Genomic DNA, 24,090 nt, shown 5'->3' with positions numbered 1-24,090 from the left:
TGGAATTTTCCCTGAAGTAGAAGGAACAGTATAAAAGTACTTCAAGTCCCTAGTAGATAAAGGATATGGATTTAATCATGATGGTAAAGGTTGGAGAAAAGCATACAGAAAACGAACAAATAAATCTATAGTTAGTAGAGGAATGTGTTGAAATTGTGGCGAATACTTTAAACATATCTTTTAAGAGATAATTATTCTACTCGTTAACACAAGATGGTTCTGCCCTTGTTGTACTAACCTGCCCCTTTAATAGAATATCTTCAACAAAATAAACGATAATCCTTTTTGAATTATCGCACTCGATAGCTTAATAAAGTAAATAAAAAAATGCTAGTGAGCAGAGTAATGGATGTCTTCAGATTCTATAACCACTCCGTCCTTATCTGTTATTACCACTTTAATAAATTCGTTATCGTAACCAATTTGTTCAAGATCTTTTTCATTGATTTCTTCCTTTAAGTTAAAATATGTACCAAAGCCCGATACACCATTTTCAGTTTGAAGGACTGAACTCTCTATTACCAAACTTGCTTTTTGATTTTCATCTAAATATGACAATAAGTAATCATTAGTGACATCTATTGTTATAAGAAAAGGGTGACTTTCTCTCCATATAAAATGTTCAAACTCTATCCCAAAGTTAAAAGTTTTATTTTCAGAATCAAAACCAACAAAGGTTAGTTCTGGTAGGATATTGATACGATTAATTTCCTGTTTCTTCAAACCCAACTTCTTAGATTCTTTATGATTTTGGGATAATTTGCTCGGTGATTCATAAGATTCCGTTGTTCCTAAAAATGTAGAGAAAATAAATAATACAAGTAAAGCAATTATCGATAAAAATACTTTGTTAGAGTTCATTTTCAATCTTTTCCCTTCCTTTCATCATATATCTTCAAGTATTCTGCCTTATTAGTCAAGTACTTAATATTAATAATATTATTCATATTTTAACATGAGTATCCATTTCTTAGCTCAAATAGTTCCTAAAAAAATTACCCCGATAATTTGTACGATTTCCAATCACTCTAAAGTAACCACAAAAAAACCTCTGTCCCTATTTAAGGGCAGAGGTTGAAAAAAAGTATCTATCCACTTTTTGAAATTTACCAACTATAATGTTATTGGACATCAAGTATCAAATTCAATTATAGATTGTCTCAAGTATAATTATTTTAAGTCTCACTTATAAGGATAAATCACACTGTTCACTTACATTATAGTTGGTAAATTTAAAATGCTTATATAACAGGTGTTTTGCGTTTTTCTGTAAACTAAATAATTACATTAAAGTTGGTAACTTTGCATGGGGGGAAAATAGCAATTACATTAAAGTTGGTAAATATACCTCACTCCTATGATTGTAATGCTGATGTAGAAGCAGTTTTTAATTGCACAAAAATGTTAAGTGAAAATAAAGTTGTTTACTTTTGCTCACAATCGCGCCCAATAATTCTATAAGGACTGGTTTTTTTAAAAGCTCATAGAAAGCTAACTGAATGTTTTGGTTAAAAGTAGCTTTTTCTGAGTTTTACTCATTTATCTCTTAGTAAATTTAACACTTTCTTAATTGAAGTGTTCGGATCAATAAAAGCATCAATAGTTTCTTCTGCAATATCAATATAATCATTTTTTTGTAAGAAGTGGGCTTTTTCTTTATCAACTTCGGTGTCTGGAATTACTTTATCCCATTTAATCTCACCCGATTTTAACTTCTTCACATAGCTATCTAAAAAAACCCACAAAGTACCCTTATCATACATTTCTTTAAGATAAGGATGAAGATTATTCTCCTGTAAGAGATCATCAATAAAGTTTTGATATTGATTAAGCTTAAAATCCTGTTCTTGGTCATAATAAACAGCATATACTAATAATCTAAAGTACTTATAATTTTCGATATCTTCATGATTCTTACTAGGCATAATTTCTTCAGAAGTATAATCTATCTTTAATTCAGCACCACAATCATGGCAATACTTTGATTGTTGAAAAAGAAGTTCTACACCACATCGAAAACAAAACTTCATTTCTTCCCCTCCATTATTATCATATGTCATTCACTCTATATTCATCGAGTTGGAAACCCTCACATGTGAAATGTTTTACAATAGTTTTAGCATATTTTGTACTATAACCCTGCCTGTTAATTAAAGATGTCTTTTTAACAAAGTCAATTAATAATGAAGATCTTTGCTGCACAGTATAGATCTACTAAGCAGGGTTAGAGTTACTCCACAATCTGGACCCGTTTGCGGTAAAGTGATAGCCGGGTCCAGTATAGAATTTTGTTCCAAAGAAAATAACTATTTTCCCAAGTAAAAACTTTATTTCCACGAAACAAAAAAAATACCGAGAAAGCATACCTTTGGGTACGTTCCCGATTCTGAATTGATCCAGTAAGTTTACTAACTTTGTTGTAAATTTACCAACTATAATGTTACTGGACACATGGAACTATAAACATAAGATAAGTTCCTTTCTTTAAAGGACAATTTGGTACTATTTTTACCATTAACATAATGTAAGCTATACAGTAGAATAGTCAGTAAGAAAATTAAAAAGACAAGACATTCCTAAGGGAACATAGCCTCGTCTTTTTTAGATAGACTTTAAAAAACCTATTACTTATAGACTAATTATAATCTAGGGGTGGTTCCATAACTCCAATTCTGAGGAATTACTATTCCAATTGGCGTACCTTTAACAACTACACCTAACACATAATCGCCATAAATCTTAAATCCAACAGTTTTTCCATTGTTGGTAATGCTGTAGGTTGAATGTCTATGATGATAAGTTCCCGCAACTGCACCAACATAATCAGCTTTAATGTTTTTTACTTTCTTAATCTTGCCAGAGATATCATAGTACTGATAAGAAATTCTTCTGAATTGAAAAGCAGCGTCATACCAGGCCTTTCTAACGAATGAATCATAACGCCATGTTACATTTGTAGTGAATACAGGATCGTGACTAATTTCTTTGAGAATCGGTTCTTCAACCGATGGCGCTTCTACTTCATCCATGACTGCATGGTTGTTTAAATCAACTACTTGTTTCGTGGTGTTCAAGATTTCAAAATTAGAATTCATTTCTACCATTTCAGTTCCTTCTGGTAATTCGCTAGCGTCTATTAGCTTAATATTAGGATCAATAGCTTTTAGAGCCTTTTCTAATTCTGCTAGTTCTAATTCTTTCTGGTCTAGTTCACTAACACTTGTATCAGCACTTACAGGACTTACCACAAATGCAGAAACTAGTAATACTAATGCCAAAAATATCAATCCAATCTTTTTTAATGTCATTAGTACTTACCTCCCTTGTTTTTTTATTTTATTTCAGGTAAATTATATCATATGCTTGTATTAAAATTGTTAAAATTTAGAAAAATGGAAAACTAGCACTAGAACGGAGGTGAATATTAATGAAAACAAGGGTATTTATACTTAGTCTTTTATTAACCTTGCTAACTATTTTCTTATTTAGTGAGAAAGTAGAGGGGGATAAAGTACTGGGCTTCCCTCTGTCGTTTTATGTATTTTATGATTACGAACAATGGTATAACAGCCCATTGTCTGTATTAAATCCACTTAATTTAGTTAATATAAGTTTCAATGCTCTGGCCTTTTTAATCAATTCGCTTATTTATTATTTCATTATCTTGCTGGGCGTTAAAGTATATAAAAAGATAAAGAACTAAATTTACTCTTAAAATAAAATAAAAAGACATCCAATCTTATTTTATGAATAAATTAGATGTCTTTTTTAGCATTGAGTTAAGCTACAATCCGCACTTCAATTGTGCCACAATTGTCACAAGTAGCACAACCAGCAGCATCTCTTAACGTGCCTACTTCACAAATGGAAACGGAGAAAAAGGTTAGAAGCGGTTTTAATTTGCACAAAAAAAGAACCGAGAAAGCGTACTTTTAGTACGTTCCCGATCCTGATTGATTTTACATAAAGGTTCAGTACATAGCTGTCACCTGTAACTCCTTATTTGTAAAACTAAGTTACCTCTTCTAGGACTTAGTTTTAAATTGCAAAGCAGAGTTTCAGATAGATATCCACTTTATTGAAATTTACCAACTTTAATGTAAATTTACCAACTTTAATGTAAGTGGACACACACCGAAAAACATGTGTTATTAACCAAAACTACTCCACCGTCACACTCTTCGCCAAATTACGAGGCTTATCAACATCACATCCACGATGTAATGCAGCATAATAAGCAATAATTTGTAGGGCAATAACGCTAGCTAATGGCGTCAATAGTTTATGGACTGTTGGAATGACAAATGCATCATCATCCTGTTCAAGGCCTTTCATACTAATGATTAATGCATTAGCTCCACGTGCTACCACCTCTTGCACATTACCACGAATAGAATAATTAACTTTTTCCTGTGTTACAAGAGCAATGACAGGAGTTCCTTTTTCAATTAAAGCAATAGTACCATGCTTTAATTCTCCTCCAGCAAATCCCTCTGCCTGGATATAGGAAATTTCTTTTAATTTCAATGCACCTTCAAGAGATACATAATAATCTAAACTACGCCCAATAAAGAATGCATTTCGAGTAGTTGAGAGATACTCTCTTGTTATTTGTTCAAGCTCTTCTTTCTGTGCAATTAAGACATCCATTGCATTGGCCACAATTCCAAGTTCTTGGAATAGATCAAAATCTAATTTATAGCCTTTTACTTGAGCTGTATCTGCCGCTAATATTGCAAGAACCGCAATTTGTGCTGTATATGCTTTAGTAGATGCAACAGCAATTTCTGGTCCTGCATATAGGTGTAACGTATAATCTGCTTCACGAGAAAGGGTAGATCCTGGCACATTTGTAACTGTTAGTGCTGGGTATCCCATTTCTTTAATTTTTACAAGAACTGTTCGACTATCCGCTGTTTCCCCACTTTGAGAAATAAAGATAAATAATGGTTTTTCTGATAACAATGGCATGTTATAAGAGAATTCACTAGATACATGCACTTCAACCGGAACATTCGCTAATTTTTCAATTAGGTTTTTACCAACTAATCCAGCATGGTAACTTGTTCCTGCAGCAATAATATAGATACGATCACAATTTTTCATTGCAGAGCGTATATCATCATCTACTTTTAATTCACCATTTTCATCCTGATACTCGTTGATGATTTTACGCATTACAATTGGTTGCTCATCCACTTCTTTCAACATAAAGTGTGGATAGGTTCCTTTTTCAATGTCGCTTGCATCAATCTGTGCAGTATATGGAGCACGTTCCATCACTGTACCGTCTAATGATAGAATCCGAACAGAGTTACGTTTAACAATAACGATTTCTTTATCATGAATCTCAAGATATTGATTTGTCTCCTTTAATGTTGCCATAGCATCACTTGCCACAACATTAAATTCATCACCAAGACCTACTAATAATGGGCTTTTATTTTTTGCCACATAAAGTGTTTCCGCATCTTGATTATCAATCATCGCAATAGCATAAGACCCATTTAGAAGTTCCATTGCTTGACGGAAGCTTTCTAACGTATCGTTTGTTTCTCTATGAAGTTCTTCAATCAAGTGAACAATTACCTCTGTATCTGTTTCACTATGAAATTCCACACCCTGGAGATAATCACGCTTTAAGTCTTGATAATTCTCAATAACCCCATTATGCACAAGGGTAAATCTTCCTGATAGACTTTGATGTGGGTGAGCATTATCCACACTTGGTTCCCCATGTGTTGCCCAGCGTGTATGACCAATTCCCATCGTCGCATAGGCATCTAGATCAACTTTTTCTTTAAGGGCAGCAATACGACCTTTTACCTTAAATAGATCCACGCCACTCTCTTGTAATAAAGCAATACCAGCTGAGTCATAACCACGGTATTCTAATTTTTCTAGTCCATTTAGTAATACTTCTTTTGAATTATTCTGTCCAATATATCCAACAATTCCACACATTCGTTTAGTTCCTCCTCGTAGGGGCAACAAACGACCAATAAAAGGACAAAATCTTTCTACGGGGCGTTTCATTGCCCCTTTCTCGTGTTTTTATCTGTAACACTCGACTTTTTTCCTTTGTGCAGTAAGTTACCCCACTGTTTTAAGAAAAAAGCATCACGACTGGAGTGTACAATCGGAAGGCATCCGCCGAATACTTCGATAACCTTCTTCCTCGTCAACTATTTTCCTTTTTCCGATCAGAAAATAGTCCTGGCGCTTTTTATTACTATTCTTTTCTATCCTCCTTGTAGTTATAATAATGACCAACATGTTCTTGGCAATACAGATGCCAAAAGTGAACACCAAATAATTTTACATGAAAAGGTATTAGTTGGTCAATATTAATTTATGCAGGTGAGGACATATTTATAGTATATGGCTATTTCATAATAATCGTTCTTTTTTAAAACGCACAAAAAAGCATATGGGAAAAATGGTTCCCCATATGCCTCTCACTTTAGCCCTGATGCTTTTCTAAGAAATCCAACATCATATTATAAACTTTAATCTCATTCTCTTTTTTAGAGAATCCATGCCCTTCATCTTCTAAGACGAGATATTCGACGTCGCGTCCTTTTTCTTCTAGTTTTGCAACAATTTGATCTGATTCTTCTTTTACTACTCTAGGATCTTTTGCTCCTTGAATAACTAACATAGGCTTGGTCATGGTATCCAAGTATGTGATTGGTGAATCTTTTATAAATCGTTCTTTATCCCTCTCAGGATCTCCCACCCAACGTTCCATCATTGGTTTCCAATGAGGTGGAACAGAATTAACAAATGTAAATAAATCGGATGGGCCGAAGATGTCGACAACCGCTTTAAAATATTCTGGATGACGGCCATGCAGGAGTAAGGACATATATCCACCATAGCTACCGCCAACTAAGAACAACTTATCTCTATCGGTTACATTATTTTCAAATAGCCACTCAATTCCTGCAACGCAATCTAGGCGCGGCCCATGTCCCCAATCTTGTTCCACTAATTTTACAAAGGATGACCCATAACCTGTACTCCCACGGAAGTTAGGTGCAAAAATAGTATATCCGCGATTTAATGCACTTTGGAACATTGCACGGAACATTTTACGTTCTGACGCTTGCGGTCCCCCATGTGGCCAAAAAATGGTATAGCCATTATCATTATCCGGCTTAGCCTTAAATAATAATGCTTCAATTTCCATTCCATCAAATGATGAATAGGTAACTACTTCTGGTTCAACCATCACTTCTTGGCTTACACCTAGTACTCGGTTATTGGTAAGGGATTCCCAATTTTCTCCGTCTGTACTCTTGTAAATGTTAAATGGAATTGTTGCACTACGTCCCAGTATATAAAGATTACCGGATTTTGTAACAACCAGTTTTTCCAGTACATCTACTGGAGTAGTTAACTTTTCAACCTCATTTGTTTCCAAGTTATAGCGATAAAGAATATCCTCTACCCCTTTTTCCGTACCGAAATAAAGGTAATTATTTTCTTTATCATACTGAAGTCCTTCAATACTTTCATTATCAATACTAACTACTTCTTCAAACTTCTTAGTATCCAAGTTATATTTGGCTACATAACTATATTCTTGATCATAGTTCGTAGTAAAATAAATATCCTTATCCCCAACAAACACTGGACCAGTAGCAACATGTACTTTATCTGGATCAGGAGTTAAGCTAACCATTTCTTCGCCATCTTTAACAAATAGCTGTATATAGGTATTCGCCAACAAACGCATGTAAACCAATACATCTTCTTTCTCCGATACACCTGTCAAGTAAGTTGGACCGTTTGTCCCCTCATTTAATAAGATATCTGATCCGTCTTCTAAATTACGAACTCGTGTGTTTAAAAAGTTAGGATTTCCTTCTGATGTAACATAATAAACGCGTTTACCATCATCACTTAAATGCACATAATAATACTTTTCCGAAGCGTCCCCTGTAATTAATCCTTGAGGCACTCCACCTTCACTCGGTACTGCATAGATCTGATAATTCTCATCCCCATCATTATCATATCCCGTTAGTACATAACGACCTTCCGGGTCAAATTTAATAAAATTGGAAGATTGATCCTTTTGAGCGAATAAATACGGAAATGTACTTGGTAAATCCATAGCCCATAAATTCATCTTTCCATTTAAATTCGTATTAAAAACAAGTCGACTTTCATCTTTACTCACAGCAAAGTTCGATATGACATATGTACGTAAAAATTGTTCTACCGTTGGCTTTGAAAATTTAATCATAGTTATCTCTCCATTCTTAAAAATGTGTGACATAGATAGTATAACGTATTTTCTATTATCTGACATTTTTAAATACTGCAGATTACTCTTAATTTTTGAGCTAGATTAAGATGGTGAGTGGTGATTATTTATCATTTGATAGTAGAATTGCGTTCCAAATAAATAATGGGGATAGTACAAACATCATTTGATGCGGAATTCATGAATCAAATGATGAATGATAGCTCCTCTTACATCATTTGATGTAGAATTCATAGATAAAACGATGAATGACTGCTCCTCTTACATCATCTGGTGCTGTATTCATGAATCAAATGATGAATGACAGCTCTTCTTACATCATTTGGTGCTGTATTCATGGGTCAAAACGATTAATGACAGCTTCTCACTCATCATTTGATGCGCAAGGTACTGGAATCAAAACCTAAATAAAAAAACTGCCCTCATCATGAGAGCAGTTAAACATTATTCTTTAATTCCTAGTAAATCCTCAATTACATTTGCAATTTGATTAGTATATTGTTCACATTCTTCTTTGGTAGGTGCTTCTACCATTACTCGAACTAGTGGTTCCGTTCCAGACGGTCTTACAAGCACACGACCATTGCTTCCAAGTGCCGCTTCTACCTTATCAACTTCTTGTTTGATGGTTGGATCATTTAATGCCTTTTCTTTATCCGTTACTCTTACATTTTTTAATACCTGAGGGAAAACAGTCATTTCACTAGCTAGTTCAGATAACGGCTTTCCAGTTTCTTTCATGACATTCACTAATTGAATAGCAGATAACATGCCATCACCTGTTGTACTGTAATCTAGGAATATAATGTGACCAGATTGCTCACCACCTAGGTTATAGCCACCTTTACGCATTTCTTCCATTACATAACGGTCACCAACTGCTGTTTTATCGCTTCGCATGCCGTTTTCTTCTAGTGCTTTATAGAACCCAATATTACTCATAACAGTGGATACAACTGTGTTATGACGTAGGAATCCTTTTTCATTCATATATTTTGCACATATGTACATAATTTGGTCGCCGTCTACAATATTACCTTTTTCGTCGACTGCGATTAATCTGTCACCATCACCATCAAATGCTAGCCCGATGTCTGCACCCTTTTCTAAGACAAAAGATTGTAGTGTTTCAGGGTGTGTGGAACCAACACCATCATTAATATTCAGACCATCTGGTGATGCCCCAATTGTATAAATATCAGCTTCTAAGTCCGCAAATAAATGCGTTGCTAAACTAGAAGTCGCACCATGTGCACAATCTAGTGCAATTTGCATTCCTACAAAGTCATTATCAATAGATTCTTTAAGGAATGAAAGATACTTATGACCTGCTTCAAAGTAATCAGAAACAACCCCTACATCAGCACCTACTGGACGAGGTAGATTATCTTCTCCATCCATTAACGTTTCGATTTCTTCTTCTTGAGCATCTAACAGTTTAAATCCATCTGGACCGAAGAATTTAATTCCATTATCTTCAACTGGATTATGAGAAGCAGAAATCATGATTCCAGCTTGAGCACTGGTTGCTTTTGTTAAGTATGCAACTCCAGGTGTTGAAATAACACCTAAGCGCATTACCTCAGCTCCGATTGATAATAGCCCTGCAACCAATGCACCTTCTAACATATTTCCTGAGATACGTGTATCTCGACCAATTAATACTCTTGGTTTTTGTGTTTCTTTTGTTAACACGTAACCTCCAAATCTACCTAACTTAAACGCTAATTCAGGAGTTAACTCCTTATTTGCTACACCACGAACACCATCTGTTCCAAAATATTTACCCATATTAGTACCTCTCCTTTACATCCATTACTGCAGGACGTTATTTAGCACGGATGAGATAAGTCCTCTTATCTCATTAAACTTCTTCTAATTCAATAGTAACCTCGTTTACTTCAACATCCACCGATACGTTTTCAGGTCCTTCTACTTCAATTGGTACCGTACTTCTACCAGTATCTAAACCATTAGCATTAATAAATACCCGAAAATCTTCTATACTTAATTCTCTAACATCTTGTTCATTTCCAGTCACAGTTATACTCAACTGTCCATTACTCGGTTCGGTAAAGTGAACTATATACCCATCTTGTAGGTTGTCCACTTCAATAGCTACATCATCAAATGACTTCGTTTGCTCAAGTTCTACCACTACCTCTAATTCTGTCACATCTGGAGCTTGTACCTTTTCAGGCAACGCCAGTTCAACCTTAATGGTCCCTGATTGTTTAAGTTCTGAAAGGTTTACTGGTTCTGTTGTAATCTCATCTAACGTTTCCAGTATCTCGGATATAGCAAAGACCTCAACTTCTTTTGTTACCAGTTCCATGGAAACCAATTCATACCCTTCCGCCAACTCTCCTGACGTTGCGACACTTACTGGTACTTTCTTGCTAGGGTTCTCTATTTCCGCAGAGATAACAACGGTTCCTGGTTCTACTCTTACAGCCAATTCATTTCCTTGACTATCGTATACATTTACTGGCACTTCTCGTTTATTAATTGATTCCTTTAATCCTGCAACATCCACATATACTTTTACAATCGCAATTCGATCAATGATTTCTTTGGAACTTGTAATCGTTACTGTTTCCGTATTTAACTCGTGGTCACCTATTTGATAGCCTTGTGGAAGTTTATCTGTATTAATAAAGTCTACCGCAACTTCAAATTCTTTCGAAGAGCGTTCTTCAATCATGACGTTTATCGTTTTCGGTTCAATATACACGGAGAGTTGACTTGAAACCGGTTCATGCTGAATCTCAACTTGGTGCTCTCCTTCTTCTAGCCCCGTTAAGTCAATAAACACATCAATATTTTGTTGTTTTACCACTGGGGTAATAGCACTGGACGGCCCTTCTAAAGTGACGGTTACTGTTTCCGGAACCCCACTGACCACAAATTTCTCACTATCAATCCGAATATCATCTAACGGAATATCGGGCAGTGTTTGTGTTTGTGTCGAACCTCCAAAAAGGGTAGTAAAGGAAATTGGGCTTTCCTCTTCTGTATCTACCTCTTCAATCGCAACAAATACATACAATAGGATAGCAAAGCCTAGAGAAATTCCTCGGATAAACCATTTGCTTCTAAACCAATTATCCATTCTTTTTCCCCCTTATCTTCCAGGTCTTCTTCTCAGAAGCTCTTTGAATAGGAGCTAAATTCTCTAGCAAAAAGTCTCTTAATCCATCTTGACCCAAGTCTCTACGCAACTCACCATTTTTAGTTCCAGATATTCCACCAGTTTCTTCTGATACAACAATGGTCAAGGCATCCGTCACTTCGCTAATCCCCATTGCCGCTCTATGTCTTGTTCCTAGTTCCTTAGAAATAAATGGACTTTCGGATAACGGGAGGTAACATGCAGCAGCCACAATTACGTCCTCTTTTATAATGACAGCCCCATCATGAAGTGGGGTATTTGGTGTAAAAATGTTAGTTAATAATTGGTGGGTCAAATTCCCATTGATTGGTATCCCAGTTTCAATATATTCACCAATACCTGTCTCGCGTTCTATGGTAATTAGTGCCCCAATTCTACGCTTTGCCATATAATTACAAGACTGAACGATATCCGTGACAAGCTTCTCAAATTTCTCCTCTTCGGACTTCGTGCTTCGCGAAAAGATATTTCCTCTACCTAGCTGTTCCAAGGCTCTTCTTAATTCTGGTTGGAACAGAATAATAATAACAAGCACACCCCAGGTAATGATTTGATCTGTTGCCCACATTAATGTCTTTAATTCAAACATCATACTGAGTAACCTGACAACAAATACCACAACGATACCCTTGAGCAGCTGAATCGCCTTTGTTCCTCGTATTAACATGATCAATTTATATAGAACATACCATACGAGACCTATATCTACGCCTATCCTTAGTAGGTCTACTATACCGAAATCTCCATTAGGCATGTCTGCACTTCCTTTTATACATCGAATTCTTAACTATTTTCTTAAGAGATTTTTTATCAGATGATTTATGTAGTGAATCATAGTTCGCAATTAGTATCTTTAAAAAGTGTTCACTCTAAAAATGTCGCTTCCATTATACCATAATTTGAATCGATATACGCTACTTTAGCTAGTCTCTATTTTCAGAAATTTCCCTTGCTTCAATACATTAGTTACCAAAGAAAAAAACCTGGTTTTACCCAGGTTTTACTACTCAATTGAAAATATACCTTTAACCATCTTTTGGATATTATACCATACCCATTCAAAGATACGATCGACTTCTTTCAGTTCTCCATTAACACCGCCAACATCAGCCATTAAACCAGAACTATCTAATCCTTGCTCTTCCACCAAGTTCCCATTAATAAGGGTAACATTTCCGTCAACTTTTCCATCTATCTTGAGATTACCATTCTGAACAACTAAATCACCTTGGACCGTGACTCCTTCTGGAACAATAACCAAATTATCCTCTATAATTAAATCTTCAGGGTTAGATACCATAAGTTGAGAGTCTTGTTCAAATGCAGATAATAACCCGGTAAACATAAAGACAAAGAATATTGCCGCTGCTGTAAGTATTGGGTGCATCTTGAACCAGCGTAAATACTTAACATGCTTCTTCTCAACAGGTAACTGCTGCATTACTTTACTTGTAAAATCATCAGGGGCTTTTAATTTTTCAGTACTTTGTATTAATGTTATGGTTCTTTTCAATTCATGGAGATGCTTTTGACATTCCACACAACCCTCGAGATGACTTCTCAATAGAGACTCTTCTTCCCTCGTAATATCACCATCTAAGTGCTTATGCATCATTTCTAATGCTTCTTTATTACAATCCAACTGGATTCACTCCTTTTACACATGACGAAGCTTTTTCCTTAAGGCTTCCCTACCTCGATGGATCCTAGTTTTTACAGTTCCAATCGGGATATCTAATATTTCACTTATCTCTTGAAGAGAGAAGTCTTCTAAATAACGTAGCATTATTATACTACGGTATTTTGGTGGAAGCTCAGCAATTTGCTTTTGTATATAATTTTGAAGTTCCAGTCCTTCTACTTCATCTTCTGGAAGCTTTCCATCTGCCGCTAACTGAGAATACATATCCAAACCTTCTGTACCCTTTACTTCCGCATCTAGATAGTAATCTGGTTTTCGTTTTCGTAATCGGTCAATAGTAAGATTGGTTGCTATGCGATATAACCAAGTAGAAAACTTTCTGCGCTCATCATAGGAGTGGATATTAACATATGCTCGGATAAATGCTTCTTGAGCAATATCCTCTGCTTCATGTTTATTGCCAAGCATTCGGTGGCAATGTTGATATATTTTGTCCTGATAGAACATGACAATATCTTCAAACGCGGCGTGGTCTCCCTTTTTAACTTGTTTAATTTTATCTCTAATTATTAATTCCATTACCTGTACCTCCGCCTGCTGCGGTATTAAACCTTACGTTTCATCCTCAAAAAGGTTTCACTTTTTATAAAAAAAAATATAAAATCCGCTTCTTTATTTAATTTAGTTGTTATTCATTGAAATAATAGTCTATTCAAAAAAATACTAGAAAGACTCATCATAATGAAAACAAACTAGCAGTAAACATTTTCCAACTATATTATAACGCATATTCAATAAAAGATATCGACTTTTCTAAATTTACTATTGCTAATAATAATTTATCAGGTTAATATAGTTTAATGTATGGTAATAGGGGGAATTGAAATGGATAAGCTTTTATTACAAATAGAGCAATGTAGAAAAGAGATGATTGCTCTGAGTGACACATACAAATTAACATCTGAGGCAGTAGTAAAAACTAGTAAAAAATTGGATAACCTGTTAAATCAATATCAGACAAACAATATTAATAAATAAAAAGGCATTAATAGAGTTCATTAATGCCTTTTTTGTTGAATTTATTTCAGCTTTTCACCGAATAAAGATCCCATTAAACCAACAGCTAATGTAGCTGTTTTATTTTTTTCATCTAGTATTGGGTTTACCTCTACTACTTCAAGTGAGGTAATGAGGTCTGAATCAGCTAACATTTCCATGGCTAAATGACTTTCACGATAAGTCATACCACCTAATACTGGTGTACCAACACCAGGTGCTTCGGTTGGGTCTAGTCCGTCTAAATCTAAGCTTAGATGAACACCATCTGTATTCTCTTTAAAATACTGAATCGTTTCCTCCATTACTTGAGACATTCCCATACGGTCAATTTCATGCATGGTATATACCTTCATTCCTTTTTCTCGAATGAGTTCTCTTTCCCCAGGATCTAAAGAACGGGCACCAATAATAATGACATTCTCTGGCTTAACTTTTGGTGTATAACCATATAAGTTTGTAAGTCTTTCATGACCAAGACCTAGACTAACCGCAAGAGGCATGCCATGAATATTACCAGATGGAGATGTTTCGCTAGTATTAAGATCACCATGTGCATCATACCAAATGACACCGAGATTATCATAATGCTTCGAAATACCTGCTAAACTTCCAATAGCAATACTATGGTCTCCACCTAAGATTAACGGAAATCTATCCTTCTCAATCTCTTTATCCACCATATCTGCAAGTGTTTCATTAGCTTCAATAACTTGTTCTAAGTTCTTCAATTTCCCTGTATCATTGAATGTATCAGGGCGATTAATCGAAATATCACCTAAATCGTGAATCTCATAGTTTAGATTTTGTAACCGTTCTATAGCTCCAGCATAACGAAGTGCACTAGGTCCCATATCCACCCCGCGGCGACTTTGGCCTAAGTCCATCGGAACACCGATTAAAGAAATTTTATTTTTCATAATATATTAGCACCTCCAATAATTATTTTACCTTAGTTTATTTAAACGACTCAACTCGACAATTTTACGAATATTTATTCATATTTCTTCTTTAAAAGGAGAATAGGCATCGCCATTCTAGACGATACCTACTCAAATCTTCGGGCTCTTATTTAGATATGGTTGTATGGTTAACGGAATAATTCCTTCATTTCCCCACGCTACCACTAGCTGATCTGCACTTTCTTTAGTTGGCATAAAAGCAATGCCACAGTCTCCACCACCTGCACCTGATTGCTTGGCAGCTCCACCATGTCTTTCAGCTAGATTACATAACTTGGTTATCATGGATGTTTCAAGTTCCACATTTGCATCTTTCCCCACCGTAACTAATGCAGCCCTGTTTTGTTTTATACCATTAAGTAATAGCGGAAGATTATTTTCATATATTCCTTTTAAAATATTATCTACCGCTTCTCTACTACATTCTAAGAATTTCTGATACTTATCAAAGTTAGTCTTCTTAAGACCTTTTATTTGATCCACTAAACTCCCAGTTGATGCTGGACTACCTGTCCAACCAATACACAAATGTATATCTTCAGGAAGTTCAATAGGACTGATCGAGAGATACTTCCAATCTGTTTCCAATAATTCCATCAATGAATGTGATTGATTATACTGATTTCTTAACCATTCCGCTTGAAAGGAAGAGTACTGAATAATACCACCAAATGCTGAAGCTGCTACGTCAGCACCTGAACCATTTCCTTGTGCAGCTACATGAGAGATAGAAGCAAGCTTAAAAACAAGTTCAGGTGATGGCTCTTTTTCAAGATGCCAATGTAATATTGCCTTAATGACACCAACAACCACAGCAGCACTGGATCCTAGGCCAAACTTTTTGCCAGAAACTTTATCATCTAAATCACTTCTTACATGGATTCGAAAATGTCTAAGGCTAATATTATTTTCCTTTAAGTAAATAAAAGCCGTTGTCATTGCTTCCTGTACAAAATTAACCCGCTTATCAGTGGATTCAATGGAAGATTTATTCTCGTTAAAATGCCAAGGCAAATTTTCGAGTCGAAATTTCTCAAGTGTGATTTGATTCATATGGCTAGCGTCAACTTCAACAGTTACAAATCGATTAACTGCCATGGCAAGTAATTTATGGTATGGTTCCAATACGGCAAATTCCCCAGCAATCATTAATTTCCCTGGAACTTGAACACGAAGAGATGAATTAGACAAATGTATCATCCTCTAAATACGATATTCCTTGTCCGACGCGACTTAATTTAACATCAGAGACACCAGGTATATTACGAAGTGTTTCTTGTACCTTTTCCTCATGTTCTGGTAAATAAAGAACCTTAACATTAGGACCAGCATCAATTGTAAAATAAGCTGGAATTCCAGAATCACGTAATTGTTGAACGGTTTGCATTACGGAAAGTGTTGTATCTAACCAATAAGTAAATGGCGGGTTAGCTCCTAATGTTGTCGCATGCATTTTTAAGCAATTTGCCTCCGCAATTTCACCGACTTTTACAAAGTCCTTGTTAAGAATCCCTTCTTTGATTGCTTCTAAATCGTAAGGAATACTATCTACCCAACCATTAAAAAAGGGTGACGTTTCTACAGTTCGTCTCATCCCTCTTCTACTGGATACTTTTTTCATTTTGGAGGAAAGTACAACAGCCGCTACCCGAATATCCCAATGTTCTCTTGGGGCAATAGGGACCGCATAGGAATCTGAACCGTCCACCGCTTCCCCTTTTTGCCACTCTGCGAATCCACCATAAATTGATCGACATGCAGAACCAGATCCTTGCCTGGTAAGACGGGATAATTCTGTTTCTGTTAGATTTAATCCAATAGCCTTAGATGAAGCTGCAGCAAGCGCTGCAAATCCTGATGCGGAAGAAGCAAACCCTGCAGCTGTTGGTACTGCATTTACTGAAGCAACTTCAGCATATAACCTTTTCCCACTAAGGCTTCGAACTAAATCAAGAAACTTAGTTACCCTTTGAAATTGTTCTCCTTCGACTGCCGTTTCATTTAGTACGAACCGATCCTTTGTCAATTCCTCATTAAACTCAACAGATGTCGTGGTATAAAAGCCATCTAATGTTATGGACAAGCTATTATTCGTTGGTAATATTAAAGCTTCATCGCGTTTTCCCCAATATTTAATTAAAGCAATATTTGTATGTGCTTTTGCAGTTGCTTTCATGTCGATCCCCTTTTCAAAAGCCAGTTCTCATTAATCTTGTTTTCTTAATACGAAAGGCCAAACTGCTTGAGCACCAAACTCTTTCAGTTTTTCAGATAGTTGTCTAGAATGGATTTCATTTTTTGCAAGTGCAATAATACAACCACCATTGCCTCCACCAGTTAGCTTGGCTCCAATGGCTCCTTCTTTACGAGCAAAGTTAATCAAGCGATCTAATCCCTCATCACTAACGCCAAGAGCAGAAAGTTCTTTCTGAGCCTCATTCAGCATCTGACCCAATAAATTCTTTCCAGCTTTCTCTAAAGCATGTTTAGCTAAGTGAGTTAGTTCACCAATCCGCTCAATCTTTGATTGTATTTTACTAGGAGCCTTTTTCAGTAAATGTGCAACTGACTCTACCGCAGAACGGGTATCCCCAATTCTTCCAGAGTCCGCTACAATAAAATGAAAGTCTTCACCTGGACTAATATAACTCACAGGATTCTCCCTCTCAAACCAAACAGGAGATTCCGATGTTATGGTTAGTGTATCAATTCCACTTGGAGAACCATGCGCAAATTTTTCCGCTATATTAGCAAAATGCAATAACTCTCCTTCTGTATAGTCCACTTTCGCATATGAAAATAATGAACGAATAATTGCAATTGCTACCGAGGCACTTGACCCTAATCCTTTACCAGGCGGAATAGATGATTTTACTTGAATCACCATATCCCTACTTGGAAGTCCAAGGTATTTTAAAGTGGCATGGATAGCATTGACTATTCCTTCCAAAGCAAGTGGCGCAGAATCCATAGCTCCATGATAGAAAGTACTATCAAATTTAATTGGGCCAGTTTTGTATTTAATTACCGATTCTACACCGACTAACGGAAAAGGGATTGCGATTGCAGGTTGTCCGTGCACAACTGCATGCTCACCAATTAAAATTAATTTGCTATAGGCAATTCCAATTCCACTTTTATCAGTTGTTTTTATGTTATCTGTTAAAGTTACCTTTTCAGCACTCATTTTGTATATTGTTCCACCAGTTCTTTAGCCTTACCTACACGGATTTCCTTTGATTTGACTAATTGTTCAGCTATAATATCAATCATCTCCCCAGTAGCGCCTGCAGCAATCGCAACAGATCGTGAATGAAGAGCCATATGACCCTTTTGAATTCCTTCTGTTACTAGAGCTTTTAAAGCACCAAGATTTTGCGCTAATCCAACTGCTACAATAACTTGTGCAAGCTCTGAAGCAGATTCCGTTCCTAACATCTTATGCGCTAATTGTGAAATTGGGTGTACCCGAATTGCACCACCTACAGTTCCGATGGACATGGGTAATTCTAATTCACCAACTAAATTTCCTTCATCATCAATAGACCATTTTGTCATCGATCGATACCTTCCAAATCGCGAAGCATAGGCATGTGCACCTGCTTCTACCGCACGCCAATCATTACCAGTTGCAATAATAACTGGATCAATCCCATTCATAATACCTTTATTATGAGTTACAGCACGATAAGGGTCAGAGTCAGCAAATTCAAAAGCATGGACAACCCCATCGCGAACCTCCTCACCAGAGTATTCGCCAGTTACTAGTAATTTAGGAGGGATTACACATGTTGCTTTTGCAACACAACGGTCAGCAAAATTAGAAAGTATCCGTAAATAAACCTTACCAGAAGCAATATCCTCTACCATTGGAGCTAGTGATTCAACCATTGTATTAATGATATTAGCTCCCATTGCATCACATGTATCAACATATAGATGTAACACAAGCATTTTCCCATATTCTGAGTCAGGAGAGTCATTAAGGATTCGAACATCCAAATCCTTCGCTCCTCCACCTCTAGCTACAATACTTGGGTAGGCAGCATTTGCAGCTTCTATCAGTTCATGTTTGGATTCCATTAAAGTTTGCTTTGCTAATGCAAAGTCATTGCAACCCACAACCTGGATTTGACCAATCATAATTCTTTCTGATGCTTCCGTCTTAAACCCACCAGCATCTCTTACTATCTTTGCAATATGACTAGCTGAAGCCACGATCGATGGTTCTTCAACTGCCATCGGTATAATATAGTCTTTCCCGTTTATGAGAAAATTCAATCCTAAACCTAAAGGAAGTGGGAATGTTCCTATAACATTCTCAATCATTTTATCTGCAGTTTCGATTGGTAATGCTTCCTGTGAAGATAAGACACGTAATTCATCTTCCTCAAATTCAAGAGCCTCTCGCAATAGCTCTCTTCGCTCTTCAACTGTTTTTCTATAAAAACCAGGAATCCTAGAAGATACCATACCAACCATCCTTTATATCGTAATAAGTTATATATATTTTTGTTCAATAGAATTACTCTATCTATTATGTTAAAAAACAGTATAAAATGCAAATAAAAACAAGGTTACAATAGGAATGTAACCTTGTTTTTATTTGATCTATTATAAATGATGAGCCATGTAGGATTCGAACCTACGACCCTCTGATTAAAAGTCAGATGCTCTACCGACTGAGCTAATGGCTCATGTAATCTAGAAATTCTAATGTTGTCCTGAGCGTTCATCAAGAAGACCCCTGCATCTCTAAGAATATTCATAGAAGTGAATTCTTCGGGGTTACTTGTAGCTTATTCGGTGGAAGTAATGCTCGTTGCTCTACCGACAAGTGTGCTCGTCACGGAAGATTCCCATAGGAGAAATGTTCCTCGCAAGCCTGCACATAGGAGCTTGTCCACGGAAGTAAGCGGCTAGCTAATGGCTCATGTTGATTAATTACCAGTTGTTGACCATAGCCTCTCTTCATCCTATGAAATTCCCCATAAAATAAAAAAAGCTGGGCTACCAGGATTCGAACCTGGGAATGACGGGACCAAAACCCGTTGCCTTACCGCTTGGCTATAGCCCAATAATCTAAATGGTGGAGGGGGGCAGATTCGAACTGCCGAACCCGAAGGAGCGGATTTACAGTCCGCCGCGTTTAGCCACTTCGCTACCCCTCCATATATTTAGCATATTAAATTTTTTTATACAAAAAATGGTGCCGGCCAGAGGACTTGAACCCCCAACCTACTGATTACAAGTCAGTTGCTCTACCAATTGAGCTAGGCCGGCAAATGGTGGAGGATGCAGGGCTCGAACCTGCGACCCCCTGCTTGTACCTACTGATTACAAGTCAGTTGCTCTACCAATTGAGCTAGGCCGGCAAATGGTGGAGGATGCAGGGCTCGAACCTGCGACCCCCTGCTTGTAAGGCAGGTGCTCTCCCAGCTGAGCTAATCCTCCACATGGTGACCCGTACGGGATTCGAACCCGTGTTACCGCCGTGAAAGGGCGGTGTCTTAACCGCTTGACCAACGGGCCATGCTTTTAATAGGTTGTCTTGCAGTCAACGAATTTTATTATATACAGATTTAGGTTGTTTGTAAAGAGGAAAAGTAAATTTTTATAAAAATATTTGTTATGTCCCCATTAACTATCGGGTTTATCATATCCCTTATATAATAATTTTATCTAAAAGATTGGTTTTTTTATAAAAAGATGATAAATTATAGTTAGGTACTAATAGTTAATCATAATTATTGGAGGTTCGAAATGTCAGAACTATTAAAAGGTAAAAATATCGTTGTAATGGGAGTAGCCAATGAACGTAGTATTGCTTGGGGGGTAACTAAATCACTTCACCAGGCAGGAGCAAACCTCATTTTTACCAATAGACAAGAAAGATCCTATAAGAAACTTACGCAACTACTAGAAAAAAACAATATTGATGCTAAATTAATTGTTTCATGCGATGTAGCAGATGATGAAAGTATTACAAATGCGTTTAACGAAGTCAAAGAAAAAGTTGGCGTAATCCATGGACTTGTTCATGCAATTGCATTTGCTAATCGTGACGAACTAAAAGGAGAATATGCGGATACTTCACGTGAAGGATTCTTACTTGCCCAAAATATTAGCGCATTTTCATTGGTTGCCGTTACAAAAGCAGCAAAAGAACTAATGACCGAAGGCGGTAGCATAGTTACTCAAACTTATTTAGGCGCAGAAAGAGTTATTCCTAATTATAATGTAATGGGAGTAGCAAAGGCATCACTTGAAGCGAGTGTAAGATATTTAGCTGAAGACGTAGGAAAGTATGGAATTCGTGTCAATGCTATTTCAGCAGGACCTATTCGTACTCTTGCAGCAAAAGGAGTTTCTGGTTTTAACGAAAAGATGGGAATTGTAGAAGAGAAAGCTCCATTACGTCAAAATGTTGACCAAGATCAGGTAGGAGATGCAACTCTATTCTTCATGAGCGATCTTTCAAGAGGGGTCACAGGTGAAGTTTTACATGTAGATTCAGGCTACCATATTATGGGTGGATAATAAGTCAGAATTTTAGACGCTTACTATATACTATTATAGTAGGCGTTCTTTTTCTATATTGCCAAACGGGGTGAGATATATGGGAGAGTGGTTTGGAAGTAAGAGCATTATGGCTTTTAACATTTTCGGGTGGCATCATACACTGATGATCACATTGTACCTAATCGGTATGGGGTATCTATTAGTCTACTCCAAAAAGCTTAAACAGGAAAATAGGTTAACCCAAACATTCAGATGGGGATTATTTATTATTTTAGTTTGTTCTGAACTTAGCTATCAAGCTTGGGGAATTCTCAATGGTACATGGAATTCACCAGAATTTTTGCCGTTTCAATTATGTAGTATTGCTGGTATATTAGCCATGTTAGCTTTATTTACACAAAATCATAAACTTATACAAATCAGCTTTTTTATTGGAATTGTTCCATCCTTTCTTGCAGTTATAACTCCAGAATTGCAGCATGGTTATCCTCATTTTCGCTTCTGGCAGTTTTTCATCCACCATATCATCCTATCATGGAGTAGTTTATTTCTTGTTGTCTCCAACACCATATCCATTACCTTTAAGAAGGCATTGGAGTCATACGCTTATCTTTTAATATATGCAGGAATAATCGGCTTTTTTGTAAACCCTACTTTTGACGCAAACTTTCTTTTCCTTGCGAGAACACCTTCAGCAAGTACACCATTAGACTTACTTGGGGATGGTTTTTGGTACTATTTTAACCTCTGCTTAGTTGGGTTAATTGTCTTTATTGCTCTATATACTATCTATAAGCTATTTGCTTATTATGTTAATAAAAAGAGTTGAGCTGTGTAGGTACTGCACCGCTCAACTCTTTTACTTTCCCTATTAATTTTCTATTGTACATCTGTATAAACTAGGCAAGCTCATTTTAAGATGTATAGATCTATTTCTTGTTCAACTTCTATTAGCGAAAAATACTCTAAGAAACCATACAAAAAGCGTCTAAGAACTCAAATCTTAGAATCACTTATTGTTTATTGTCTTCTACAAAGAGTCCTTCTAATGGTTTCCAAGGATGAACTTGATAATTAAACCTTCCATCTATTACTGCAGGGTCATTCTTTGCTACCAATTCAGCGTCTTCTAATCTTTCTACCTCCATTATTACTAAACCACCGGTATGATCCAAAAATGGTCCTGCAGATACTAACCTTTCTTGCAATACGTTTACTAAATACTCTCGATGTGGTCGTAACTTCTGCTCCCAAAAAGGCTTGCCTTCTTCCCAGGATTCTCCTAATGAATAGATAATTACAGCTTTCATCTCATTACCTCCCCACATGTGAATTAATTCACATAGAATATAACTAAGTTTCCAAATAATTGCAACCTATAATCATAAAATGAAGTATCATAATTTTTGAAGTTAAGCTTTTTTAACGCTGCTTCTAAAAGATTGTTACCTTTTTGGATAGTTAATCTAACGAATAGTAGATAGAAACTGCGTGGTAACCACTGTTAGTCTCCCTAAAATAAATGGGTATAGTGGTATGATTCCGCTCCGGCAGAATACTCCGCTTTCTGCGGGAGGATAGGCATAGGTGAGACCCCGCAGTGCGTAAGCGCGAGGAGGCTCACCAGCCGCCCGCGGCAAGGTAGACACTGTGAGGTCTTTTCGAACAGATGTCGCCCCTGTGCTGGCAGTAAAAGCGGAGTGTATTTCCGTAGCGGGTATGGTGCTCTATCCAAGATCCTTATTTAACGCACAGTTTCTATTAAATAGCTACAAACTATACGACAACAGCCCCATTTAAAGACATGCTTGTATGTTTGGGCAGTATCAAACATGTTGAGTCAATTAAACAAAATAAAAGGGATTGCAGTTTATGCAATCCCTTTTATGAATAGAGCTTCCAACAGGATTTGAACCTGCGACCCCCACCTTACCATGGTGGTGCTCTACCTGCTGAGCTATGGAAGCGTATGAATAAAAACACAAAAATGGCTCCACAGGTAGGATTCGAACCTACGACCGATCGGTTAACAGCCGATTGCTCTACCACTGAGCTACTGTGGAATAATAATTAATTCTCAATCTAGGTTTTTTAAAGTTAATCCACTTACTATGTACTAACTTATTGACCTTATTAATTTGTACAAATTTTAGTAATCTATACAAAAATTTATACAAAAAATTGCCTGGCAACGTCCTACTCTCACAGGGGCAATGCCCCAACTACCATCGGCGCTGAGAAGCTTAACTACTGTGTTCGGTATGGGAACAGGTGTGACCTTCTCGCCATCGTCACCAGACAATGAACAGGTTATATAATTCAAAAAGAATTTATACCCTAAAAACTAAATAAGAGTAAACAACGAATCAAAAAGTTAGTTAAGTCCTCGATCTATTAGTATCCGTCAGCTCCACGTGTCACCACGCTTCCACCTCGGACCTATCAACCTCATAGTCTCTAA

21 protein-coding genes, 8 tRNA genes and 2 rRNA genes are annotated in these 24,090 nt (G+C 36.6%); 5 read left to right on the top strand and 26 right to left on the bottom strand.

Going from position 1 to position 24,090, the window contains the following annotated elements; genetic code table 11:
- Positions 1–330: 330 nt before the first annotated feature.
- The 3 genes from BN999_RS07245 to BN999_RS07235 all read right to left on the bottom strand — a co-directional run bounded on the left by BN999_RS07245 (position 331) and on the right by BN999_RS07235 (position 3,308).
- Entirely contained in the window at positions 331–867 is a 537-nt protein-coding gene (locus tag BN999_RS07245) for a hypothetical protein (RefSeq protein WP_096270726.1), read from the bottom strand.
- Between the two features lie 668 nt (positions 868–1,535).
- Positions 1,536–2,030 (bottom strand): hypothetical protein, encoded by a 495-nt coding sequence (locus BN999_RS07240; protein ID WP_096270725.1) that lies wholly within the window; start codon positions 2,028–2,030, stop codon positions 1,536–1,538.
- A gap of 609 nt (positions 2,031–2,639) precedes the next feature.
- Positions 2,640–3,308 (bottom strand): hypothetical protein, encoded by a 669-nt coding sequence (locus BN999_RS07235; RefSeq protein ID WP_096270724.1) that lies wholly within the window; start codon positions 3,306–3,308, stop codon positions 2,640–2,642.
- Positions 3,309–3,427: 119 nt separating this feature from the next.
- Between BN999_RS07235 and BN999_RS07230 the strand changes: the two genes are divergently transcribed.
- Positions 3,428–3,703 carry a hypothetical protein gene (locus BN999_RS07230; RefSeq protein WP_096270723.1) on the top strand — a complete coding sequence of 92 codons (276 nt, stop codon included), beginning with the start codon at positions 3,428–3,430 and terminating at the stop codon, positions 3,701–3,703.
- A 458-nt stretch (positions 3,704–4,161) separates the two neighbouring features.
- Here the strand turns inward: BN999_RS07230 and glmS are convergent, their stop codons facing one another.
- A complete protein-coding gene (gene glmS, locus BN999_RS07225) occupies positions 4,162–5,964 on the bottom strand; it encodes a glutamine--fructose-6-phosphate transaminase (isomerizing) (RefSeq protein WP_096270722.1) in 1,803 nt (600 codons plus the stop codon).
- A 499-nt stretch (positions 5,965–6,463) separates the two neighbouring features.
- The gene (locus BN999_RS07220) at positions 6,464–8,254 is read right to left on the bottom strand and encodes a S9 family peptidase (protein WP_096270721.1); all 1,791 of its coding nucleotides are present in this window, start codon (positions 8,252–8,254) and stop codon (positions 6,464–6,466) included.
- A gap of 269 nt (positions 8,255–8,523) precedes the next feature.
- On the opposite strand from BN999_RS07220, the gene BN999_RS20555 reads away from it, so the two are divergent.
- Positions 8,524–8,682 (top strand): hypothetical protein, encoded by a 159-nt coding sequence (locus BN999_RS20555; RefSeq protein WP_176481907.1) that lies wholly within the window; start codon positions 8,524–8,526, stop codon positions 8,680–8,682.
- A 37-nt stretch (positions 8,683–8,719) separates the two neighbouring features.
- Here BN999_RS20555 and glmM read toward each other — a convergent pair whose 3' ends face one another.
- From glmM to sigW, 5 genes are all read right to left on the bottom strand, one after another.
- Entirely contained in the window at positions 8,720–10,066 is a 1,347-nt protein-coding gene (gene glmM, locus BN999_RS07215) for a phosphoglucosamine mutase (protein ID WP_096270720.1), read from the bottom strand.
- Positions 10,067–10,139: 73 nt separating this feature from the next.
- Positions 10,140–11,387, bottom strand: a complete 1,248-nt coding sequence (locus BN999_RS07210; protein WP_096270719.1) for a CdaR family protein — start codon at positions 11,385–11,387, stop codon at positions 10,140–10,142.
- Positions 11,380–12,201 (bottom strand): diadenylate cyclase CdaA, encoded by an 822-nt coding sequence (cdaA, locus tag BN999_RS07205; protein WP_096270718.1) that lies wholly within the window; start codon positions 12,199–12,201, stop codon positions 11,380–11,382. The genes BN999_RS07210 and cdaA overlap by 8 nt, the downstream gene beginning before the upstream one ends.
- Before the next feature lie 249 nt (positions 12,202–12,450).
- A complete protein-coding gene (locus BN999_RS07200) occupies positions 12,451–13,089 on the bottom strand; it encodes a zf-HC2 domain-containing protein (RefSeq protein ID WP_096270717.1) in 639 nt (212 codons plus the stop codon).
- Positions 13,090–13,104: 15 nt separating this feature from the next.
- Positions 13,105–13,668 (bottom strand): RNA polymerase sigma factor SigW, encoded by a 564-nt coding sequence (gene sigW / locus BN999_RS07195; RefSeq protein WP_096270716.1) that lies wholly within the window; start codon positions 13,666–13,668, stop codon positions 13,105–13,107.
- Between the two features lie 306 nt (positions 13,669–13,974).
- Here sigW and BN999_RS07190 point away from each other — a divergent pair, with 306 nt between their 5' ends.
- A complete protein-coding gene (locus tag BN999_RS07190) occupies positions 13,975–14,127 on the top strand; it encodes an aspartyl-phosphate phosphatase Spo0E family protein (protein ID WP_096270715.1) in 153 nt (50 codons plus the stop codon).
- 41 nt (positions 14,128–14,168) lie between these two features.
- On the opposite strand, the gene rocF is transcribed toward BN999_RS07190, so the two are convergent.
- From rocF to BN999_RS07130, 11 genes are all read right to left on the bottom strand, one after another.
- Entirely contained in the window at positions 14,169–15,065 is an 897-nt protein-coding gene (gene rocF / locus BN999_RS07185; protein ID WP_096270714.1) for an arginase, read from the bottom strand.
- A gap of 132 nt (positions 15,066–15,197) precedes the next feature.
- Positions 15,198–16,298 (bottom strand): phosphomevalonate kinase, encoded by a 1,101-nt coding sequence (locus tag BN999_RS07180; RefSeq protein ID WP_096270713.1) that lies wholly within the window; start codon positions 16,296–16,298, stop codon positions 15,198–15,200.
- Positions 16,291–17,283 (bottom strand): diphosphomevalonate decarboxylase, encoded by a 993-nt coding sequence (gene mvaD, locus BN999_RS07175; RefSeq protein WP_096270712.1) that lies wholly within the window; start codon positions 17,281–17,283, stop codon positions 16,291–16,293. The genes BN999_RS07180 and mvaD overlap by 8 nt, the downstream gene beginning before the upstream one ends.
- A gap of 30 nt (positions 17,284–17,313) precedes the next feature.
- Entirely contained in the window at positions 17,314–18,294 is a 981-nt protein-coding gene (gene mvk, locus BN999_RS07170) for a mevalonate kinase (protein WP_096270711.1), read from the bottom strand.
- Positions 18,291–19,580: a hydroxymethylglutaryl-CoA reductase, degradative gene (locus BN999_RS07165; protein ID WP_096270710.1), complete on the bottom strand. Its 1,290-nt coding sequence runs from the start codon at positions 19,578–19,580 to the stop codon at positions 18,291–18,293. The genes mvk and BN999_RS07165 overlap by 4 nt, the downstream gene beginning before the upstream one ends.
- A gap of 151 nt (positions 19,581–19,731) precedes the next feature.
- Positions 19,732–19,804: transfer RNA gene (locus BN999_RS07160), tRNA-Lys, on the bottom strand.
- A 308-nt stretch (positions 19,805–20,112) separates the two neighbouring features.
- A tRNA-Gln gene (locus BN999_RS07155) sits at positions 20,113–20,184 on the bottom strand.
- Between the two features lie 10 nt (positions 20,185–20,194).
- Positions 20,195–20,278, bottom strand: a tRNA-Tyr gene (locus BN999_RS07150).
- A gap of 36 nt (positions 20,279–20,314) precedes the next feature.
- Positions 20,315–20,390: transfer RNA gene (locus tag BN999_RS07145), tRNA-Thr, on the bottom strand.
- A 95-nt stretch (positions 20,391–20,485) separates the two neighbouring features.
- Positions 20,486–20,561 (bottom strand) — tRNA-Val (locus BN999_RS07135).
- A 3-nt stretch (positions 20,562–20,564) separates the two neighbouring features.
- A tRNA-Glu gene (locus BN999_RS07130) sits at positions 20,565–20,639 on the bottom strand.
- Between the two features lie 231 nt (positions 20,640–20,870).
- Here BN999_RS07130 and fabI point away from each other — a divergent pair.
- Both fabI and BN999_RS07120 read left to right on the top strand, forming a co-directional pair.
- Positions 20,871–21,647: an enoyl-ACP reductase FabI gene (fabI, locus tag BN999_RS07125; protein ID WP_096270709.1), complete on the top strand. Its 777-nt coding sequence runs from the start codon at positions 20,871–20,873 to the stop codon at positions 21,645–21,647.
- 109 nt (positions 21,648–21,756) lie between these two features.
- A complete protein-coding gene (locus tag BN999_RS07120; RefSeq protein ID WP_176481906.1) occupies positions 21,757–22,458 on the top strand; it encodes a YwaF family protein in 702 nt (233 codons plus the stop codon).
- A 184-nt stretch (positions 22,459–22,642) separates the two neighbouring features.
- Here the strand turns inward: BN999_RS07120 and BN999_RS07115 are convergent, their stop codons facing one another.
- The 5 genes from BN999_RS07115 to BN999_RS07095 form a co-directional block, all read right to left on the bottom strand.
- On the bottom strand, positions 22,643–22,939 hold the full coding sequence (locus BN999_RS07115; protein WP_096270707.1) for a YciI family protein: 297 nt from the start codon (positions 22,937–22,939) through the stop codon (positions 22,643–22,645).
- A gap of 584 nt (positions 22,940–23,523) precedes the next feature.
- Positions 23,524–23,596 (bottom strand) — tRNA-Thr (locus BN999_RS07110).
- A gap of 21 nt (positions 23,597–23,617) precedes the next feature.
- Positions 23,618–23,692: transfer RNA gene (locus BN999_RS07105), tRNA-Asn, on the bottom strand.
- 120 nt (positions 23,693–23,812) lie between these two features.
- Positions 23,813–23,928: ribosomal RNA gene (gene rrf, locus BN999_RS07100) — 5S ribosomal RNA — on the bottom strand.
- Positions 23,929–24,003: 75 nt separating this feature from the next.
- Positions 24,004–24,090 (bottom strand): 23S ribosomal RNA (locus tag BN999_RS07095); the annotation flags it as partial.

This window comes from Paucisalibacillus globulus (assembly GCF_900184735.1).
Lineage (GTDB): Bacteria > Bacillota > Bacilli > Bacillales > Amphibacillaceae > Ornithinibacillus > Ornithinibacillus globulus_B.
The sequence above is the reverse complement of the archived record's forward strand: the minus strand, read 5'-3'. Positions and strand labels throughout refer to the sequence as shown.

Bases quoted from the DNA above. Each gene is read 5' to 3' on its own strand.
- BN999_RS07240 (WP_096270725.1), bottom strand. From the start codon at position 2,030: ATGAAGTTTTGTTTTCGATGTGGTGTAGAACTTCTTTTTCAACAATCA.
- BN999_RS07235 (WP_096270724.1), bottom strand. From the start codon at position 3,308: ATGACATTAAAAAAGATTGGATTGATATTTTTGGCATTAGTATTACTA.
- BN999_RS07230 (WP_096270723.1), top strand. From the start codon at position 3,428: ATGAAAACAAGGGTATTTATACTTAGTCTTTTATTAACCTTGCTAACT.
- glmS (WP_096270722.1), bottom strand. From the start codon at position 5,964: ATGTGTGGAATTGTTGGATATATTGGACAGAATAATTCAAAAGAAGTA.
- BN999_RS07220 (WP_096270721.1), bottom strand. From the start codon at position 8,254: ATGATTAAATTTTCAAAGCCAACGGTAGAACAATTTTTACGTACATAT.
- BN999_RS20555 (WP_176481907.1), top strand. From the start codon at position 8,524: ATGACTGCTCCTCTTACATCATCTGGTGCTGTATTCATGAATCAAATG.
- glmM (WP_096270720.1), bottom strand. From the start codon at position 10,066: ATGGGTAAATATTTTGGAACAGATGGTGTTCGTGGTGTAGCAAATAAG.
- BN999_RS07210 (WP_096270719.1), bottom strand. From the start codon at position 11,387: ATGGATAATTGGTTTAGAAGCAAATGGTTTATCCGAGGAATTTCTCTA.
- cdaA (WP_096270718.1), bottom strand. From the start codon at position 12,201: ATGCCTAATGGAGATTTCGGTATAGTAGACCTACTAAGGATAGGCGTA.
- sigW (WP_096270716.1), bottom strand. From the start codon at position 13,668: ATGGAATTAATAATTAGAGATAAAATTAAACAAGTTAAAAAGGGAGAC.
- BN999_RS07190 (WP_096270715.1), top strand. From the start codon at position 13,975: ATGGATAAGCTTTTATTACAAATAGAGCAATGTAGAAAAGAGATGATT.
- rocF (WP_096270714.1), bottom strand. From the start codon at position 15,065: ATGAAAAATAAAATTTCTTTAATCGGTGTTCCGATGGACTTAGGCCAA.
- mvaD (WP_096270712.1), bottom strand. From the start codon at position 17,283: ATGAAAGCAACTGCAAAAGCACATACAAATATTGCTTTAATTAAATAT.
- mvk (WP_096270711.1), bottom strand. From the start codon at position 18,294: ATGAGTGCTGAAAAGGTAACTTTAACAGATAACATAAAAACAACTGAT.
- BN999_RS07165 (WP_096270710.1), bottom strand. From the start codon at position 19,580: ATGGTATCTTCTAGGATTCCTGGTTTTTATAGAAAAACAGTTGAAGAG.
- fabI (WP_096270709.1), top strand. From the start codon at position 20,871: ATGTCAGAACTATTAAAAGGTAAAAATATCGTTGTAATGGGAGTAGCC.
- BN999_RS07120 (WP_176481906.1), top strand. From the start codon at position 21,757: ATGGCTTTTAACATTTTCGGGTGGCATCATACACTGATGATCACATTG.
- BN999_RS07115 (WP_096270707.1), bottom strand. From the start codon at position 22,939: ATGAAAGCTGTAATTATCTATTCATTAGGAGAATCCTGGGAAGAAGGC.